The organism is Microbacterium sp. 1S1, assembly GCF_008271365.1.
Classification (GTDB): domain Bacteria; phylum Actinomycetota; class Actinomycetes; order Actinomycetales; family Microbacteriaceae; genus Microbacterium.
Genome location: NZ_CP043430.1, coordinates 2,111,005 through 2,128,994 on the forward strand (window position 1 = coordinate 2,111,005; position 17,990 = coordinate 2,128,994).

14 protein-coding genes are annotated in these 17,990 nt (G+C 69.5%); 12 read left to right on the plus strand and 2 right to left on the minus strand.

The genetic code is table 11. The features are described 5' to 3' along the window. Nucleotides 1-23: 23 nt before the first annotated feature. Genes FY549_RS10215 through FY549_RS10255 form a run of 9 tightly spaced genes read left to right on the plus strand, consistent with a single transcriptional unit; the run spans nucleotide 24 to nucleotide 12,164 of the window. A complete protein-coding gene (locus tag FY549_RS10215; RefSeq protein ID WP_149084914.1) occupies nucleotides 24-1,808 on the plus strand; it encodes an ABC transporter ATP-binding protein in 1,785 nt (594 codons plus the stop codon). Further along, the gene (locus tag FY549_RS10220) at nucleotides 1,805-2,890 is read left to right on the plus strand and encodes a glycosyltransferase (protein ID WP_159463164.1); all 1,086 of its coding nucleotides are present in this window, start codon (nucleotides 1,805-1,807) and stop codon (nucleotides 2,888-2,890) included. The genes FY549_RS10215 and FY549_RS10220 overlap by 4 nt, the downstream gene beginning before the upstream one ends. Continuing rightward, nucleotides 2,887-4,023 (plus strand): glycosyltransferase, encoded by a 1,137-nt coding sequence (locus tag FY549_RS10225; RefSeq protein ID WP_149084916.1) that lies wholly within the window; start codon nucleotides 2,887-2,889, stop codon nucleotides 4,021-4,023. Before FY549_RS10220 ends, FY549_RS10225 begins: the two co-directional genes overlap by 4 nt. Next, entirely contained in the window at nucleotides 4,020-5,162 is a 1,143-nt protein-coding gene (locus tag FY549_RS10230; protein ID WP_149086082.1) for a glycosyltransferase, read from the plus strand. Before FY549_RS10225 ends, FY549_RS10230 begins: the two co-directional genes overlap by 4 nt. Continuing rightward, nucleotides 5,162-6,412 carry a glycosyltransferase gene (locus tag FY549_RS10235; RefSeq protein WP_159463166.1) on the plus strand — a complete coding sequence of 417 codons (1,251 nt, stop codon included), beginning with the start codon at nucleotides 5,162-5,164 and terminating at the stop codon, nucleotides 6,410-6,412. The genes FY549_RS10230 and FY549_RS10235 overlap by 1 nt, the downstream gene beginning before the upstream one ends. A 12-nt stretch (nucleotides 6,413-6,424) precedes the next feature. Next, the gene (locus FY549_RS10240; RefSeq protein ID WP_149084918.1) at nucleotides 6,425-8,560 is read left to right on the plus strand and encodes a glycosyltransferase family 4 protein; all 2,136 of its coding nucleotides are present in this window, start codon (nucleotides 6,425-6,427) and stop codon (nucleotides 8,558-8,560) included. 34 nt (nucleotides 8,561-8,594) lie between these two features. After that, nucleotides 8,595-9,659, plus strand: a complete 1,065-nt coding sequence (wecB, locus tag FY549_RS10245) for a non-hydrolyzing UDP-N-acetylglucosamine 2-epimerase (protein WP_149084919.1) — start codon at nucleotides 8,595-8,597, stop codon at nucleotides 9,657-9,659. Continuing rightward, on the plus strand, nucleotides 9,656-10,765 hold the full coding sequence (locus FY549_RS10250) for an acyltransferase (RefSeq protein ID WP_149084920.1): 1,110 nt from the start codon (nucleotides 9,656-9,658) through the stop codon (nucleotides 10,763-10,765). Before wecB ends, FY549_RS10250 begins: the two co-directional genes overlap by 4 nt. A 22-nt stretch (nucleotides 10,766-10,787) precedes the next feature. After that, on the plus strand, nucleotides 10,788-12,164 hold the full coding sequence (locus FY549_RS10255) for a nucleotide sugar dehydrogenase (protein ID WP_149084921.1): 1,377 nt from the start codon (nucleotides 10,788-10,790) through the stop codon (nucleotides 12,162-12,164). Here the strand turns inward: FY549_RS10255 and FY549_RS10260 are convergent. Continuing rightward, entirely contained in the window at nucleotides 12,134-13,375 is a 1,242-nt protein-coding gene (locus FY549_RS10260) for a cell wall-binding repeat-containing protein (protein WP_187614852.1), read from the minus strand. The two genes, FY549_RS10255 and FY549_RS10260, sit on opposite strands and share 31 nt — an antisense overlap. A 280-nt stretch (nucleotides 13,376-13,655) precedes the next feature. Beyond that, nucleotides 13,656-15,128 carry a cell wall-binding repeat-containing protein gene (locus tag FY549_RS10265; protein ID WP_149084923.1) on the minus strand — a complete coding sequence of 491 codons (1,473 nt, stop codon included), beginning with the start codon at nucleotides 15,126-15,128 and terminating at the stop codon, nucleotides 13,656-13,658. 153 nt (nucleotides 15,129-15,281) lie between these two features. Between FY549_RS10265 and glf the strand changes: the two genes are divergently transcribed. The 3 genes from glf to FY549_RS10280 are packed head-to-tail and all read left to right on the plus strand — an operon-like array spanning nucleotide 15,282 to nucleotide 17,981. Next, a complete protein-coding gene (glf, locus tag FY549_RS10270; protein WP_149084924.1) occupies nucleotides 15,282-16,418 on the plus strand; it encodes a UDP-galactopyranose mutase in 1,137 nt (378 codons plus the stop codon). A 10-nt stretch (nucleotides 16,419-16,428) separates the two neighbouring features. Further along, nucleotides 16,429-17,247, plus strand: coding sequence for an ABC transporter permease (locus FY549_RS10275; protein ID WP_149084925.1), 819 nt, complete (start codon nucleotides 16,429-16,431; stop codon nucleotides 17,245-17,247). Next, nucleotides 17,247-17,981, plus strand: a complete 735-nt coding sequence (locus tag FY549_RS10280) for an ABC transporter ATP-binding protein (RefSeq protein WP_149084926.1) — start codon at nucleotides 17,247-17,249, stop codon at nucleotides 17,979-17,981. Before FY549_RS10275 ends, FY549_RS10280 begins: the two co-directional genes overlap by 1 nt. The last annotated feature ends 9 nt before the right edge of the window (nucleotides 17,982-17,990 follow it).

A 17,990-nucleotide genomic window follows, 5' to 3' on the forward strand; every position in this document is an offset into this window, starting at 1 on the left:
CGTTACCCGGAGGACTCCGCGTCATGAAGCTCGTTGCGAAGACCTACCGGGAGCTCGTGACCTATCTCCCCGGAGACGCCCGCTCCTACCTGCTGCGCTACGTCGTGGTCTCCTGCCTGCTGAGCATCCTCGACATCGGCGCGATCATGCTCCTGGCCCTCAGCCTGACCCCGATGATCGCCCGGACGACCATCACGCTCCCGATCATCGGTGAGATCGGCGAAGAGGACTACATCTGGCTGATCGGCGGCGTCGCGGTCCTCATCCTCGTGAAGTCGGCTCTCGCGCTGCTCCAGCAGTGGTTCGCCACCCGCCGTTTCGCCGCGTTCGAGCTCGAGATCGGCCGGCAGCTCTTCGACAGCTACATCAAAGCGCCCTGGACCTACCGCCTCGGCCGCAACACGGCCCAGATCGTCCGGATCGCCGACGTCGGCATCGCGAACACCATCAGCGGCTTCCTGCTTCCGATCGTGCAGCTGCCTTCCCTGATCGTGAGCTTCGTGCTGATCCTCGCGATCATCGTCGTCGCCCAGCCGCTGACGGCCCTCATCACGGTCGTCTACCTCGGCGGCATCATGGCTCTGCTGTACTGGGTGGTCTCCGGCCGCTCGGTGCAGGCGGGACGCGTCTCCCGCGACTACTCCTTCAAGGTCGCGACGCTGATGACCGAGATGATGCAGGCGCTCAAGGAGATCACGCTGCGGAACAAGACCGGCGAGGTGGCCGGCATCGTCCAGTACAACCGCTCCTTCAGCACCCGGGCCCGCGCGAACATGAACTTCCTCGGCTCGGTCCCCGGCTTCGTGCTCAACTCCGCCCTCGTGGGCGGCTTCGTGCTCGTCGGCGGCATCGGCTATGCCCTCGGGGGCATGCAGGAGGCACTGGCATCGGTGGCGCTCTTCGCGGTGGCGGGCTTCCGCCTCGTCCCCTCCCTGACCGGTTTCCAGTCGATCGTGACGACGACCACGGCGAACGTCCCGCACGTGCAGGCCGTGATCTTCGACATCCAGGTCTCCGAGAAGTACATCGAGGTCGCGGAGCGGCTGGGGCAGAAGCCGATCGAGGGGGAGCCGCGGATGCTCACCCTGACCGACGTGTCCTTCGGATACCCGAAGCACGAGGACACCCCGGCCGTGCACGACATCAACCTCCGCATCCCGATCGGCAGCTCGCTCGCCCTCGTGGGATCGTCCGGCGCAGGGAAGTCCACGCTGGTCGACATCCTGCTCGGCCTCCTGGTGCCGCAGAAGGGCGAGATCCGTCTGGACGGCCAGGATCTCAACGACGTGCTGGCCGCCTGGCGCGCGCGGGTGGGCTACGTGCCCCAGGACGTCTCCCTCTTCGACGGCACGGTGGCCCAGAACGTGGCTCTGGACTGGGACGACAAGGACATCGACTTCGACCGCGTCCGTGCGTCCCTGGAGCGGGCCCAGCTCTGGGAGACGATCGAGGCGCGCGAGGGCGGCATGCGCGGACGGATCGGAGAGCGCGGTCTCTCGCTCTCCGGTGGCCAGCGCCAGCGCCTCGGCATCGCGCGGGCTCTGTACAGTGACCCTCTCATCCTCGTCCTCGACGAGGCGACCAGCGCGCTCGACACCAAGACCGAGTCGAAGGTCACGGAGGCCATCCGCAGTCTCAAGGGTGAGGTCACGATCGTGTCGGTCGCGCACCGGCTGTCCACCATCCGCGACAGCGACCTCGTCTGCTTCATGCAGGACGGGACCATCGCCGATCAGGGCACGTTCGACGAGCTCGTGGCCCGCGTGCCGAACTTCGCCGAGCAGGCGCAGCTGGCTGGCCTGACGTGAGAACGCCGTTCGTCGACGTCGTCATCGCCTGCCACGACGAGCGGCGACCGATCGAACGCGCCGTCGCGTCGGTCCTCCACGACGAGGACGTACGCGACCTCGTGCGGGTGACGGTCGTGGCCCACGGGCTCGACCCGGCGACCCTGGAGCGACGCCTCGCGCAGCTCGACGGTGACGTCCGGGTGCTGCCGTTCCAGGACGGCATCCGCAGCGCCGCCGGACCGTTCAACCACGGTCTCGCTGCGGTCGAGGCGGAGTACTGCGGGGTGATGGGATCGGACGACTTCCTCGAGCCCGGCACCATGTCGGGCTGGATCGGGTACGTCCGCGCGGAGCGACCGGACGCCGCCATCGCGCAGATCCGGCTGCAGGGGCAGGGCCTCATGCCCAACCCCCTCGTGCGACTCGGACGACGGCGTCGTCTCGATGCCGCCCGCGACCGCCTGTTCTACCGCACCGCGCCCCTCGGTCTGATCCGCACCGCTCGCATGCGCGAACTCGGTCTGCACATGCTCGAAGGCGTCCGCGTGGGCGAGGATTTCGAGTTCGGCATCCGTCTCTGGGCGCAGGGCGGGCGGATCGACCTGCTCCGTGGCGCCGGCACCTACGTCATCGGAGAAGACGCGGCCGAGCGGACGACCCTCGGAACGATGACCGTCTCCGAGCGTCTCGCACCGATCGTGCGCCTTTTCGAGGACGGGGTCTTCGCCGACCTCGCCCCTCGTATCCGCACCGCGCTCGCCGTCAAGCTCATCCGGATCACGGTCGTCGGCAACGCGACCGCGCTCGCAGCCGAACTGGACGACGAGGGCGTCGCCGCCTTCGCCGCCCTGCTCCGCCGCCTCCTCGGGGTGGCTCCGCGCGCCCTGCGGCCCTTCAACCGCCAGGACCGCCGGATCCTCGATGGGCTGCTCGCCGATCCCACGGTGTCGAGACTGCGCAGCGATGTGGCGTCCTCCCGCGGGGCGGGTCGCCGTGACCGCTGGCTGACGCCCGACCTGCTGCACAGCTTCGCGCGAGAGTCCACGCTCCGCCGCTACGTCCTCTATTTCTTCACGCGCGAGCGAAGGAGCACTCGATGACCGCCCGCCCGACCATGCTCATCATGTCGTTCTCGCCCCTCACCGGCGACGCCAGGGTGCTCAAGCAGATCGCACGGTTCACGCGGGACTTCGACGTCACGACCCTGGGGTACGGCGACGCGCCGGAGGGTGTGGTTTCCCACTTCTCCATGCCGAGAGACGTCCGCTACAACGACCTGGACGGCAAGCTCATCACGCTCAAGCGCTACCGGAAGGCGTACTGGCGACTGTCCGCGGTGCGATGGTCCCGGGAAGCGCTGAAGGGGCGGCGGTTCGATGTGATCATCGCCAACGACGTCGAGGCGGTTCCGGTCGCGGTCAAGATGCGGCCCCGGTTCGGCGTCCTCGCCGACCTGCACGAGTACTCGCCTCGCCTGCACGACGACAACGAGCTCTGGTTCCAGCGCATCACGCCCTGGTTCGAGTGGGTGGTGCGCAGGTACGTCACGAAGGCGGCCGCCTGGACCACCGTGAGCGAGGGGCTCGCCGCCGAGTACGAGCGGAACTTCGGCTTCCACGCCGAGCTGGTCAGCAACGCGACCCCCTACCACGATCTGCGCCCCGGAGCGGTCTCCTCGCCGATCCGGCTCGTGCACAGCGGGGCCGGTCTCACCAACCGCCAGCTCCATCTGATGGCGGAAGCCGTGGCGACAGCGGACGCGGACGTCACGCTCGACTTCTACCTGACGGCGAACCATCCCGCGTATCTCGAGGAGTTGAAGGAGTACGCCGCGACGACCGACCGTGTCCGCGTCCTCGACCCCGTGCCCTATTCCGAGCTGGTCACGACGCTGAACTCCTACGACGTGGGGGTCTTCCTCCTCCCGCCGCTGACGTTCAACTATCGGCACGCTCTGCCGAACAAGCTCTTCGACTTCATCCAGGCGAGGCTCGGCATCGTCGTCGGTCCGTCCCCGGAGATGGCAGGCTACGTGGAGCGCTACGGTGTGGGCGCCGTGGCTCCCGACTTCACGGTGGAGGCCCTGCGCGCGACGATCGAGCAGCTCACGCCGGAGTCGGTGGCGGCGTTCAAGCAGCACGCGCACGACAGCGCGCACGAGCTCGAGGGGGAACGTCAGGTCGAGAAGTGGGGTCGCATCATCGACGGGCTCGTCGCGAAGGGGCGCCGATGAACGCCCCCCGGCTTCTGATCATCTCGTTCTCGACCATCCGTGCGGACGCGAGGCTGCTGAAGCAGATCGCCCGTCTGCGGCGTGACTTCGAGGTGCACACGGTCGGGTACGGCGACAGCCCCGACGGCGTGAGTGGTCACAGCCGCATCCCGGACGAGTTCCCGATCTGGCGCTACGACCGCGTCGCCGTGCTGACGCGCCGGTATCGGAAGGCGTACTGGTCCAATCCGGCGATCGAGGCGGCCATGTCGGCACTGCGCGGCACCGAATGGGACCTCGTGCTCGCGAATGACGTCGATGCCGTGGGCCTCGCGCTCGCGCAGCGCTCGGCGCACGGGGTGCACGCCGACCTCCACGAGTACGCCCCGCGGCAGAAGGAGGACGTGTGGAGGTGGCGTCTGTTCGTCGCGCCGTTCGTCCGCTGGATGTGCCGCACCTTCGTCGTCCGCGCCGACTCCGTGACGACCGTCGGGCAGGGCATCGCCGAGGAGTATGCACGCCGGTACGGCATCCGCGCCGGAGTGGTGACGAACGCGGCGCCGTATGCGGACCTCGCGCCGCACCCGGTCGCGGCGCCGATCCGCCTGGTGCACTCGGGCGCGGCCCTGCGCGACCGCAACATCGTGGCGATCATCGACGCTGCCGAAGCGACGTCGGCCGACGTCCGTCTCGCCCTCTACCTCACGCCGAACGATCCGGGCTTCCTGGAGGAGGTGCGGGCGCGGGCGGCCGCGTCCGAGCGCGTCGAGCTGTACGAGCCCGTGCCGTACGCCGAGCTCTCCCGGACCCTCAACGCCCACGACGTCGGGGTCCACCTCCTCCCTCCCGTGAACTTCAACAACACCTGGGCTCTGCCGAACAAGTTCTTCGACTATGTGCAGGCGCGGCTCGGCGTGATCATCGGGCCCTCACCGGAGATGGCCCGGGTGCTGGAGGAACGAGGCTTCGGCGCGGTGGCGGACGGCTTCGACGCCGCGGCGCTCACCCGACTCCTCGACGGGCTCGACCCGGAGAGGGTGCTCGCCTGGAAGCGGGCCTCCGACGAATCGGCACGCGAGCTCTCCGGCGAGGAGCAGGTCGAGCGCTGGGCGGACGCCCTGGCCGCCCTGATGGATGCCCCCGCCCCGCGGAGGCGATGATGACTCGGTTGGTCCTGTTCACCAACGACTACCCCTATCGTGCCGGGGACGTGGTGTTCGTCGAGAAGGAGATCGGAGCGCTCACGGAGCGGTTCGACGATGTCGTGGTGTTCTGTCACGCGCGAGACACGAGCGGGGGCATGGTCGATCTCCCGCCCGGCGTCCGTTTCGGGGGGAACCTCTTCGAACCGGCGCCCGAGGACGCGCCGCGGAAGCTGATCGAACCCGCCCCCGTCCTTCTGCTGCTGCAGGCCGCGTGGCGGGAGCTCTGGAGCGGCCGGCTGCTGCGCAACGCGCGGCTCTTCGCCATGGGGGCGAAGGTCGGGATGACACAGGCGCACCGCACCGCCGTCCGCGAGGCCATCGCCGGAGACCCCGACACCGTGGCGTACGCCTTCTGGGCGATGGGCGGAGGTCTCGCCCTGCCGTGGCTCCGCGGCGTGTCGGCACGCGTCGTGCGGGTCCATCGCTACGACCTCTATGAGGAGCGGGCGATCGGGGGCTACCTGCCGTTCCGTCCCTTCCTCTTCGCGCGTGCCGACCGGGTGCTGGCCATCTCCGAGGACGCCGCACAGTACCTCGACCGCCGGTATCCGCAGGTCGCGGGGAAGGTGCGGTTGAGCAGGCTCGGTGCCTACGGCCCCGATCGGGCGCCCGACCGTCAGCCGGATTCCACGCGCACCATCGTGTCGTGCTCGGCGGTGAGCGAGGTCAAGAGGGTCGACCGGATCCTCGAGGCGGTCCGCGAGCTGCACGCCCTCGACCCCTCCCGCCCGGTGCGATGGGTGCACTTCGGTGACGGGCCGCTCATGCCGCAACTGCGGGACAGTGCCCGCTCCCTTCCCTCCGGCGTCGACGTGGAGCTGCGCGGGCAGGTTCCGAACGCGGAGGTCGCTGCCTTCTACGAGACCGGAGCGGCGGATCTCTTCGTCAACCTGTCCGCATCCGAGGGGGTGCCGGTGAGCATCATGGAGGCGATCGCCTACGACGTCCCCGTCGTCGCGACAGCCGTCGGAGGGACCCCGGAGATCGTGGGTCCCGCGCTGCGGACGGGGGAGCTGGTCGATGCGGACGCGTCTCCCGGCACCGTCGCCACCGCGTTCGCCGCGGTCCTCGAGGCCTCATCGGGCAGCTACGCGCCGCGCGAGCGGTGGGAGTCGGAGTACGACGCGCGCCGCACGGGTGCGCGAGCCGCGGAGCTGGTGAGCTCGGCGTCCGGTGGGCGCCGACGCCGGCACCCACGATCCTGATAGCGTCGTCCCGTGAAGGTTCTGGTCGTGACGCCCTGGCTTCCCACCGCGGGCCGACCCGAGACCGGTATCTTCGTGCTGCGCGACATCGAGATGCTGCGGGCCGCTCACGACGTGGAAGTGATCCACCTCTCCGCCGACGGCGAGCCGGCAGCCGTCGACTTCCCCGTCACGGCCGTGCCGATGTCGACGACCGATCCGCGGAGCATCCGACGAGCGGGGGCGCTCATCGCCGCGCGTGCGGCCCAGGCGGACCTCGTGCACTCCATGGCGGCGTCGGCGCTGCTGCCCTTCCTCGGACGATCCGTCGAGCGGCCGTGGGTCCACACCGAGCACTGGTCGGCCCTCCTCGCACCCGACACGGCGCCTCGCTCCGCACGCGCGTCCCTTCCGCTGGTGCGAGCCGTCCTTCGGCGCCCCGATGTGGTGATCGCCGTGGGCAACGACCTGGCGAAGGCGATCGGCCGCACACGACGGGGACGCACCGTCGTCATCCCCAATGCCGTGCCGCGTCCGGCCACGGTGCACGCGTGGCCTGACGGCAGCGCGCTCACTCTGGTGGGGGTCGGTGGCCTGATCGCGCGCAAGGGCCCGGACGTCGCGGTGCGCACGGTCGCCGCGCTCCGCGACCGGGGCGAGGACGCGCGACTCCTCTGGGCAGGCGACGGACCGATGCGGGAGCCGCTGCTGTCCCTTGCGGCGCAGCTCGGCATCTCGGAGCACGTGGAGCTGCGGGGGAGGATCTCGCCCGCGCAGGTGGAGGGACTCCTGGCCGAGGCGGACGTCTTCATCTCGCCCACCCGCATGGAGACTTTCGGTGTGGCGATCGCCGAGGCCCTCGTAGCGGGGCGTCCGGTGGTGGTCTCGGCATCCGGAGAGCAGGCTTCCTTCGTCTCGGAACCGGACGGCGTGCTGGTCGACGAGTGGTCGGCCGACGCCTACGCCGATGCCGTGCAGCGTGTGCTGGCGCTCAATCGCGCGCGCTCGGCGGACGACGTCGCCGCGACCGCGGCCGCTGTGTTCGACCCCCAGGAGCGGCGCGCGGCGACGCACGCGGCCTACCTCGCCGCCGTCGACGGCAACCCGGAACCCCTGCCGCAGGATGTGGAGGTCGTCGTCGCCGCACATGATCCCCGGCGCGACGTCGCGCGTGCGGTCTCGTCCGTCCTCTCGTCACGCAGCGTCCGCACTGTCCACGTTGTCTGCCACAACGTCGATGAGGCAGACATCCGGCGGGCGGCGGGCGCGGCGGCCGGCGACCCCCGGGTGCGATTCGTGGAGCTCCGAGACGACGTGCGCAGTCCGGCGGGACCGTTCAACGTCGGCCTCGCCGCGGTGACGGGAGCCTACGTCGCGGTGATGGGGTCGGACGACGAGATGACGGTCGGAGCTGTCGACGCGTGGCGCCGGACGGCGCAGCGGGATGGGGCCGACGTCGTCATCGCGCCGCTACGGCACGCTGGCGGACGTCGGGTGCCCACGCCGCCGTCGCTCCGTCGTCGCGGACTGCGCGGTCGCCGCGATCGCCTGGCCTATCGCACGGCGCCGCTCGGTCTCGTCGCAACGGACCGCTTCGGCGACCTCCGGTTCACCGAGGGCCTCGCGACGGGGGAGGATCTGGAGTTCGGTGTGCGCCTGTGGTTCTCCGGTGCTCGCATCAGCCGGCACGCCGGGGCGGGCGAGTATCTGATCCACGACGGGGCGGAGCGGGTCACGTTCGCCGTCCGACCCGTCCGCGAGGAGCTGGAAGCCGTGCGGCGGCTCCTGGACGCGCCGTTCGCCCGCAGGCTCTCCGCCGGGGACCGCGAGGCGATCGCGGTCAAGCTCTGGCGGGTGACCCTCTTCGGCGCCGTCCACTATCGCGCGGGTGCGTGGAGTCCGGCCGATCGCGAAGCCGTGCGGGAGATCGCAGGGGCGCTGAGATCGTTCTCGCCGGGGGCGGTGGAGGTGCTGTCCCTGGCCGACCGCGCTCTCGTCGCGGGGCTGCAGGATCCGGCCACCTCCGACGCCGACCTCGACGACCTCTCCCGGCAGCGCCGGCGATTCCTCTCCCCGCGAGCGTTGCTTCCCGCCCTGCTGCGTCGGGTTCTCGCGCGGGAAGCGCCCTTGCGTTTCAGTGCAGCGACTTGGTGGGCGGGGCGGCGATGACCGTCCGTCCACGTCTTCCGTAGACTTGCCTGTTGTGAAGATCGTCAGCGTCGTCGGCGCCCGCCCCCAGTTCGTCAAGCTCGCGCCCATCCACAAGGCGTTCCTGGCCGCAGGTGTGGAGCACGTGATCGTGCACACCGGCCAGCATTACGATCCGATGCTCTCGGATGTCTTCTTCGACGACCTCGGGATCGGCGCCCCCGACGTCCACCTCGGAGTGGGCAGCGGCTCCCACGGCGTCCAGACCGGGGCCATGCTCGCATCGCTGGACGCGGTCTTCGACGAGCATCGACCGGACTGGGTGCTCGTCTACGGCGATACCAACTCCACGGTCGCGGCCGCCCTCAGCGCGGTGAAGATGCATATCCCCGTGGCACACCTCGAAGCGGGGCTCCGGAGCTTCAACCGGCGGATGCCGGAGGAGCACAATCGCGTGCTCACGGATCACGCGGCCGATCTCCTACTCGCGCCGACGCAGCTCGCCGTCGACCATCTCTCCGCGGAGGGCCTCGCTGAGCGCACCGTGCTCGTCGGCGATGTGATGACCGACGTCCTGTTCGCCGTCCGCGACGAGGTCTCCTCCCGTCCGTCCCCGCTCGTCGAGGAACTCGGGCTTCCGGTCGGCGGCCACTACCTCGCCACGATCCACCGCGCGGAGAACACGGACGATCCGGCGCGACTCGCCGAGGTGGCCGCAGGCCTCGGCGCCCTGGATCGACCGGTCGTCCTTCTCGCCCACCCGCGCGTCCTCGCGAAGGCGGAGGCGCACGGCATCGCACTCGCGCAGGGAGCGCTGCTCGTCCATCCGCCGCTGGCCTATCCCGATCTCGTCGCCGCGATGCTCTCCAGCGCCGGAGTGGTGACCGACTCCGGCGGCCTGCAGAAGGAGGCGTTCCTCCTGGGCGTGCCGTGCACCACCGTCCGCACCGAGACGGAATGGGTGGAGACCGTCGAGCTCGGGTGGAACGTCCTCGCGCAGAATGCAGGTGAGATCGCCGGGGGAGTGACGCGACCTCGACCGGAGCCCACCGACGCGGCGCCCTACGGCGACGGTCATGCTGCCGAGCGCGTCGTACAGGTCCTCCGGGACCGGATGTGACGTCGGGGCCGCCCGCGGTCTCGCCCGAGTCGCGGGATCGTCGCCGTCCCGCGGCATCGGGGCGCGTCTGGTCCCTCGACGCTCTGCGGATCGTCTCGGTGATCGGGGTCGTCGCGATCCATGTCTTCGCGGGGATGGTGGCCAACCCGCAGGTACGCGGCTCGGCCGGCTGGTGGGGCGCCGTGGTCGCCGACATCGGCTTCGTCTGGGTGGTCCCGGTCTTCGTCATGATCTCCGGTGCCCTCGTGCTCGCACCGCAGCAGCACGCGGCCGGACCGGGGGCGTTCTACCGGAAGCGGCTTCCCCGCCTTCTCACCGCCCTCATCTTCTGGTCCCTCCTCTACTTCCTCCTCGTCCGCACGCTCTTCTCGCAGATCCGGCCGACGCGCCTCGACGTCGCCCGGTTCGTGCTGGACGGGCAGCCCTACACCCACCTGTACTTCCTGTGGCTCATCATCGGCCTCTACGTCGTCGCGCCGGTCCTCGCCTCGTTCCTCGAAGGGGGCGGGCAGCGGCGGGCTCTCGTCTTCGCCGCCGTGGTCCTCGGCGCGACCGTCATCACCGGGATGTCGTCGAGTGTCCTGACCGCGATGGGGGATGACAGCCCGCTGGTCCTGCTCGCGCTGACGCAATGGCTGCCGTACGCCGGCTATTTCCTGGCAGGGTGGGCTCTCCGAACGGTGCGGTTGTCCGGGTGGCGCCTCGCCGTGGCCGCGGCGTTCACGCTCCTCGCCGTGGCCGTGTCCATCGTGCAGTACGGGGCCCGCCCTGCGGTGCCACTGGTCGATGCGGTCCTCCCGCTGAGCTACTTCGGTCCCGTTGTGGCGGTGGCCTCTCTCGGGGTCTTCGTCTGCGCCACCAGCATGCTGAGCCGGTGGCGGCCCGGCCCGCGTGTGCAGCGCATGGTGCGCGAACTGTCGGACTGTGCCTTCGGCGTCTTCCTCGTGCACTTCGCGATCATGGTCCTGCTGCGTGGTGTCCCGCCTTTCGACGCCGCAGTCGGGTCGCTCACCCTCTCGGTGCTCGAGTGGGTGCTCGTCCTGGGAATCTCCTTCCTCGTCGTCTCCCTCATGCGGAAGGTCCCGGGCCTGCGACGAGTCGTCTGACGACGCCCCTAGACTGGGGGTCATGCGTATCGCCGTCGTGGCCCTCGGAAAGATCGGGCTCCCTCTCGCCGTCCAGTTCGCCTCTTCCGGTCACGATGTGGTCGGCGTCGACGTCAACCAGAAGGCGGTCGATCTGATCAACGCCGCGCAGGAGCCGTTCCCCGGCGAAGCGGAGCTGCAGGAGCGTCTCGAGGAACTGATCCCCGCCGGCCGCCTTCGCGCCACGACCGACTATGCCGACGCCATTCCCGCAGCTGACGCCGTCGTCCTGGTCGCCCCTGTCTTCGTGAACGACGAGACCTGGGAACCCGACTTCAAGTACATGGACGCCGCGACGCGCTCGCTCGCCGAGCACCTGACGCCCGGGACCCTCGTGTCGTACGAGACCACGCTGCCCGTCGGCACGACGCGGAACCGCTGGAAGCCGATGCTCGAGGAGGGGTCCGGGCTGAAGGAAGGCGAGGACTTCTTCCTCGCCTACTCTCCGGAGCGCGTCCTGACGGGGAGGGTCTTCGCGGACCTCCGCAAATACCCCAAGCTCATCGGAGCGCTCTCCGACGAGGGCAACCGACGTGCTCGCGAGTTCTACGAGGCCGTCCTGCAGTTCGACGAGCGGCCCGACCTGGCCCAGCCGAACGGGGTGTGGGACCTGGGGAGCACCGAAGCCTCCGAGATGGCCAAGCTGGCGGAGACGACGTACCGCGACGTGAACATCGGCCTCGCGAACCAGTTCGGCCTGTTCGCCGCGTCCCACGGCATCGACGTGTACAAGGTGATCGAAGCCTGCAACTCGCAGCCCTACAGCCACATCCACCGCCCCGGTATCGCCGTCGGTGGTCACTGCATCCCGGTCTACCCCCGCCTGTATCTGTCCACGGACCCGGATGCGGACATCGTCCGCGTGGCGCGACAGCTCAACGCATCGATGCCCGAGCGTTTGGTGGCACAGGCCGAGGGCATCCTCGGCGACCTCAGCGGTCAGCGGGCCGTCGTTCTCGGGGCGGCTTACCGCGGAGGCGTCAAGGAGACGGCCTTCTCGGGAGTCTTCCCCACGGTCAAGGCTCTCCAGGACCGCGGAGCCGACGTCGTGGTGCACGACCCGCTCTACAGCGACGATGAGCTGCGCAACCTCGGCTTCGAGCCGTACGCCCTCGGCGGCGCGGTCGACCTCGCCATCCTGCAGACCGACCATGCCGACTACAGGGAACTGACGCCCGCGCAGCTCCCCGGCGTGAAGCTGATCGTCGACGGCCGCGCGGCAACCGACCCGGCGCTGTGGGCGGGCACGCCTCGCATCGTCGTCGGCACCGCGGCCTCGACCGGGCGGGAGCGCCCGCGACACCGCTGCGTCGCGGACGCTCCCGTCGATCAACCGATCGCGTTCGCGATGCGCTCCTGAACGGCGTCGCTGACGACCGCGGGGCCGCCGAGCACGACGACTCGAACGGGATCCAGTCGCTCGATCTCGGCAATCGTCGCGTCGCTGATCTCGGTCGGGGCGGTCAGGAGAACAGGTCCTCCCAGCGCGCCAGCCGCTGCGGCGCCGGCGAGAGCGTCGGCGAAGTTCTGTCCGCTCGCGACGTACACGACGGGCACACGCGGAGCCGTGAAGGTGCGGCGCGAGATATCGACGGCCGTGTCATACCGGCTCGCACCGGACAGTCGCTGGACGGAGGTGATGGAGCCCTGAGAGGCGAGCCGCGCCTGGTTGACGACGGCCTGGCTGACGGCTCCGCTCCCTCCGAGGACCACGAGCCTCGACGGCTGCAGGTAGCCGAGATACGCGGCGGTCTCCGGGGGGAGGGCGTTCTGCTTGGTGAGCAGCACTGGCGCGCCCTCGTGCCCTGCCGCCGCGGCGCCGGCCAGGGCATCCGGGAAGTTCATGCCGTTCGCGAGGTACACCGTGTCGGTGGACTCCCACAGCGTCGACAGGATGCCGGCCGTCTGATATCGCGTCGAGCCGGCAGCGCGCTCCCAGCTCACGGTCGCGTAGGGCGCGAGCGTGTTGAGGACGGAATCGCCGACGACGGCCGTTCCGCCGGCGGCGAAGAGGTACTCGGGCTTCAGTGCCGCGACCTCGTTCACCGTCGCCGTGCTCACGCTGTTCGGTCGAGTGAGCAGGACCGGGCCGCCGAAAGAGCCTGCGGCCGCTGCGGCGGCGAGGGCATCGGGGAAGTTCATGCCGTTGGCGATGAACGTCACGGGAACACCTTCGTACGGGAAGGCGCTCTCGGAGACGCGCACCGCGGTCTCGAAGCGGTCCGCACCGAACTGCCGCTCCACGGAGGAATGAGTCGTCGTGAACGACTGGGTGGGGGAGAAGTCCCCGGTTCCGAGCGCATTGACCGCCGCCGCGCGGAAGCCGTACGCCGTGTCCGGATCGAGACTCGTGAGCGTGACGCCGAGAGTCGGGACGTCGGTGACGACCTCGTCGATCACGGTCCCGCCGACGAGGAGCTGCAGGTGGTAACCCGTGATGGCTGAGCCATTGTCCGCCGGTGCGGACCACGTGGCGCGTGCTCCGGTGGAGGTCACCTCGGAGATCGAGACGCTGTCGACAGGGGACGGTGAGGTGGCGGCGGCCAGCGCTCTCGCCTCCGGGGACCGCACGGCCGGAGCGACGGACTCGTCCGGGCGGAAGTGAGATCCGGCTGTCGGCGGAGTGGCGTCGGCCTGATCGAGCTGCGGAAGCTCGGGGTCATCCGCAGCTACCGCTGAGAGCGGGGCGGCGAGGGCGAGGGCGAGGACGGTCGCGGCGACGGCGGCGCGACCAGGTGAGCGTGTTCTCAAGGAGTCATCGTTTCTCTTCGTGGCGTCCGGAGAGCCCGGCGGCCGTGGCGTGATCCTATCGTGCGGCCAGGGACGCTGTGGGGGACGCGGACGCCGGTGATCACAGCTTCGAACGGCGATAGCCGGCGCTCTGCGCCGCGGCCTCGGTGCGGAAGCACTCCTCGGGGTTCGTGGCGGCATAGAAGCGCCCTCCGGGGAGGTGGTAGATCTTCTCCTTGGCGCCGACGTTCCCCTTGATCGGCGCCCAACTCGGACAGTTCCAACTATCGATCGGGGTCGTGCTGGCGGGGTATGTGACGGCCGCCGTCCGGCTCGAGAGTACCGATGCCGCGACGTAGCCCGGCTGGGAGCCCGTGACGCGCACAGAGATCTGTCTGCCGGCGTGCGCCGCCGTCAGCGGGAGCCGTGCGCCCGTCGCTCCCGGCAGGGGGCTGCCGTTCGCCAGCCACTGATACTGGAACGACGTCCCGGCCGTCCACGTTCCGACGTTTGCCGTGAGGGACCCGGTGACGCGCGCGGTACCGGAGATGCTGGGAACCCCGGTCGTGAGGCAGCCCATGTTGGCGGCCGCCTGCGCGCCCACGACCGCCACCCCGCCGAGCGCCACCGTGCTGGGGGCTCCCAGTCGCTGCAGCGACAGGTGCGCGGATTCCGGAACGCATCCGGCGTTCGTGACGTAGACCGGGCTCTTGGTTCGCCCGGCCAGTGCAGCGCCGGCCAGCGCGTCCGGGAAGTTCTGCCCGGTGGCGAGGAAGGCCGCGGACGCCGAGCCGGGAGCGAAGAACGAGTCGTTGATGAGCGCGGCCGTGTCGAACCGGCCCGCGCCGCCCAGGCGTCGGACGTCGTGCGTGTTCGCGAGTTCGCTCTCGATGCCCCCCGATACGGCTCCGGTGCCCCCCACGATCGTGACCGCCGAGACGCCCAGAGCGGCGAGGAGGTCCCGGGTCTCCGCCGGCAGCGAATTCCGTGTGCCGTCGACGAGGATGACGGGCGCGGAGATCGCGCCGGCGGCTCCCGTCGCGGCGAGCGCGTCCGGGAAGGTCCGTCCCGTCGCGATGAAGGCATGAGCGGCCTGCGGGAAGACCCGGCGGACGAGCGCGTTCCCCGTCTCGTAACGGCTGGAGCCCCCGAGGCGCTCCACAGGGGCGATCGCCCCCAGCGCCCGTTCTACGGCGCTGCCGACGGCGCCCTCCGATCCGGCGATGAAGATGGTGGATGGGTTCAGCCGAGCGATCTCCGCGCGCACTGCGGTCGGTAGTGCCGACCCCGGCGTCAGCAGCAGAGGTGCCCCGAGGCGCGCGGCGGCCGCTGCGGCGGAAAGGGCGTCGGGGAAGTTCGCTCCCGTCGCGACGAAGACCGCATCCGTGCCGGGGGCGTACTTCTTCGACACGGCGATCGCCGTGTCGTACCGGTCGCTGCCTGCGAGCCGGGAGACGCCGGCGGGGAAGGTGATGTCGGCGACGGCTCCCGTTGCGACGGGTCGCACGGAGTCGGCCGAGGCGCTCGTCGTGGTGAGCAGGGACAGAGCGAGGACGACAGCCGTGAGGGCTGCGGGCACCGCACGTCGGAACATGGGAACTCCATCTCGGAAGGGCTGCGGTGTCCCCGCATCTCGCTCAGCGTAGTGGGAGCGACGGACGAACGGCGGTGCGACGAGGGGACAAAGGGTGGGCGTGCGCTCCTGTGTGGCACGGGCTCCCAGGCGGGCGCCGATACGATGGAGCACATGGATCTTCTCGTCGTCGGGTCGGGTTTCTTCGGCCTCACCATCGCCGAGCGTGCCGCGGAAGCAGGCCGTAAGGTGACCGTCATCGACCGCCGCTCGCACATCGGCGGCAACGCCTACAGCGAGGCGGAACCCGAGACCGGGATCGAGGTGCACCGCTACGGGGCTCACCTGTTCCACACGTCGAACGCGACGGTGTGGGAGTACGTCAACCGCTTCACGTCGTTCACGAACTACGTGCACCGCGTCTACACGACCCACAAGGGCGTGGTTTTCCCGATGCCGGTGAACCTGGGGACCATCAACCAGTTCTTCCAGGCCGCGTACACGCCGGACGAGGCCCGTGCGCTCGTCAAGGAGCAGGCGGGCGAGTTCGACGTGAAGTCCGCGACGAACTTCGAGGAGAAGGGCATCGCGCTCGTCGGACGCCCCCTCTTCGAGGCGTTCTTCCGCGACTACACCGCGAAGCAGTGGCAGACCGACCCGCAGAAGCTGTCCGGCGACATCATCAGCCGGCTCCCCGTGCGCTACACGTACGACAACCGCTACTTCAACGACACGTGGGAGGGCCTGCCCACCGATGGCTACACCGCGTGGCTTGAGCGCATGGCCGACCACCCCAACATCGAGGTGAAGCTGGACGTCGACTACTTCGACGAGTCCCAGCCGCTGAACAAGAAGGCCACCGTCGGCCAGGTGCCGGTGGTCTACACCGGTCCTGTGGACCGCTACTTCGACTATGCCGAGGGCGCGCTGAGCTGGCGCACGCTCGACTTCGAGCAGGAGGTGCTGGACATCCGCGACTTCCAGGGCACCAGCGTCATGAACTACCCGGACATGGACGTGCCCTATACGCGGATCCACGAGTTCAAGCACTTCCACCCGGAGCGCAAGGACGTCTACGAGTCCGACAGGACCGTCATCATGCGCGAGTTCTCGCGCTTCGCGGACCGTGGCGACGAGCCCTACTACCCGGTGAACACCCCGACCGACCGCGAGGGCCTGCTGGCCTACCGCGAGCTCGCGAAGGGGGAGAAGGACGTCCATTTCGGCGGGCGTCTGGGCACCTACCAGTACCTCGACATGCACATGGCCATCGGCTCGGCGCTGTCGCTCTGGAACAACACTCTCTCCTAGACTCGGAATCGTGAGTCACCCTGCTGTCGGGGCGCCCGGGACGCCCCGGCGCTATCTGCATTCGCTGTGGCTGCTGTCGGCCCGCGACCTCAAGGTCCGGTATGCGACGAGCTTCCTCGGTTACGTGTGGTCCGTCCTCGACCCGCTGGTGATGAGCGCGATCTACTGGTTCGTCTTCACGCAGGTGTTCCGGCGGGATGTCGGCGAGGAGCCGTACATCATCTTCCTCATCAGCGCTCTGCTGCCGTGGGTGTGGTTCAACAGCTCGGTGTCGGACTTCACCCGCGCGTTCAAGAAGGATGCGCGCCTCGTCCGCTCGACGTCGATCCCGCGGTCGATCTGGGTGAACCGGATCGTGCTCAGCAAGGGGATGGAGTACCTGTTCTCGCTGCCGGTGCTGGTGCTGTTCATCGTCGTCAATTTGCTCTTCGAGAGTCATGCCGACCAGGTCGTGCAGATCGGCTGGGGCGTGCTGTGGGTGCCGGTCGCGATTCTCATGCAGACGGTGCTGCTCGTCGGTCTCGGCCTGCTCGTCGCTCCGCTGTGCGTGCTCTACACCGACCTCGAGCGCACGACGGCCCTCATCCTGCGAGCCATGTTCTACGCGACACCGATCATCTACAACGTCACGGACCTGCCGGGGATCTTCCAGACGCTCGGTGCCTTCAACCCCCTCGCCGGGATCTTCATGCTGTACCGCATGCCGTTCTTCCCCGACCAGTGGAACCCGTTCACCCTCACGGTCAGCGTCGTGATGTGCCTGCTCATCCTCGCCCTCGGCGTCTGGGCGTTCCGGCGTCTCGAGCGCCCCGTCCTGAAGGAGCTGTGATGGACGCCGCGATCGACGTGCAGGGCCTCGGGGTGCGTTTCCGCCGCAATCGCCGCGGACGGCGCAGCTTCAAGGACCTCTTCGCCGGCGCATCGCGGCGATCGCGCCCCGGGGAGTTCTGGGCGCTCCGCGACGTCTCGTTCACCGTGCAGCCGGGGGAGTCCATCGGCGTCGTGGGACGGAACGGGCAGGGGAAATCGACGCTGCTCCGCCTCGTGGCCGGTGTGCTGCTGCCCGATGAGGGCTCGGTCAGTGTCAACGGCGGCGTCGCTCCGCTCATCGAGATCACCGGCGGTTTCGTGGGCGACCTGACGGTCCGGGAGAACGTCCGCCTGACGGCCGGACTGCACGGCATGTCGAAGGACGAGGTCGCCCGCCGGTACGACGACATCATCGCCTTCGCCGAGCTCGCCGGATTCGAGGAGACGCCGTACAAGCACCTCTCCAACGGCATGAAGGTCCGCCTCGCGTTCTCCGTCGTCTCGCAGCTCGACGAGCCCATCCTGCTCGTCGACGAGGTCCTCGCGGTGGGCGACAAGGCCTTCAGAGAGAAGTGCTACAAGCGCATCGATGAACTGCTCTCGGACGGCCGTACGCTGTTCTTCGTCAGTCACAACGAGCGGGATCTGCGCAGGTTCTGCACCAGGGGCCTGTACCTGGACCGCGGCACGCTCGCCCTGGACGCGCCGATCAACGAGGTGCTCGACCGCTACAACGCGGATTACTCCGTCTGACGCGCCGCG

Coding starts and splice junctions, on each gene's coding strand:
- FY549_RS10215 (WP_149084914.1), top strand. CDS start 24: ATGAAGCTCGTTGCGAAGACCTACCGGGAGCTCGTGACCTATCTCCCC.
- FY549_RS10225 (WP_149084916.1), top strand. CDS start 2,887: ATGACCGCCCGCCCGACCATGCTCATCATGTCGTTCTCGCCCCTCACC.
- FY549_RS10230 (WP_149086082.1), top strand. CDS start 4,020: ATGAACGCCCCCCGGCTTCTGATCATCTCGTTCTCGACCATCCGTGCG.
- FY549_RS10235 (WP_159463166.1), top strand. CDS start 5,162: ATGACTCGGTTGGTCCTGTTCACCAACGACTACCCCTATCGTGCCGGG.
- FY549_RS10255 (WP_149084921.1), top strand. CDS start 10,788: ATGCGTATCGCCGTCGTGGCCCTCGGAAAGATCGGGCTCCCTCTCGCC.
- FY549_RS10265 (WP_149084923.1), bottom strand. CDS start 15,128: ATGTTCCGACGTGCGGTGCCCGCAGCCCTCACGGCTGTCGTCCTCGCT.
- glf (WP_149084924.1), top strand. CDS start 15,282: ATGGATCTTCTCGTCGTCGGGTCGGGTTTCTTCGGCCTCACCATCGCC.
- FY549_RS10280 (WP_149084926.1), top strand. CDS start 17,247: ATGGACGCCGCGATCGACGTGCAGGGCCTCGGGGTGCGTTTCCGCCGC.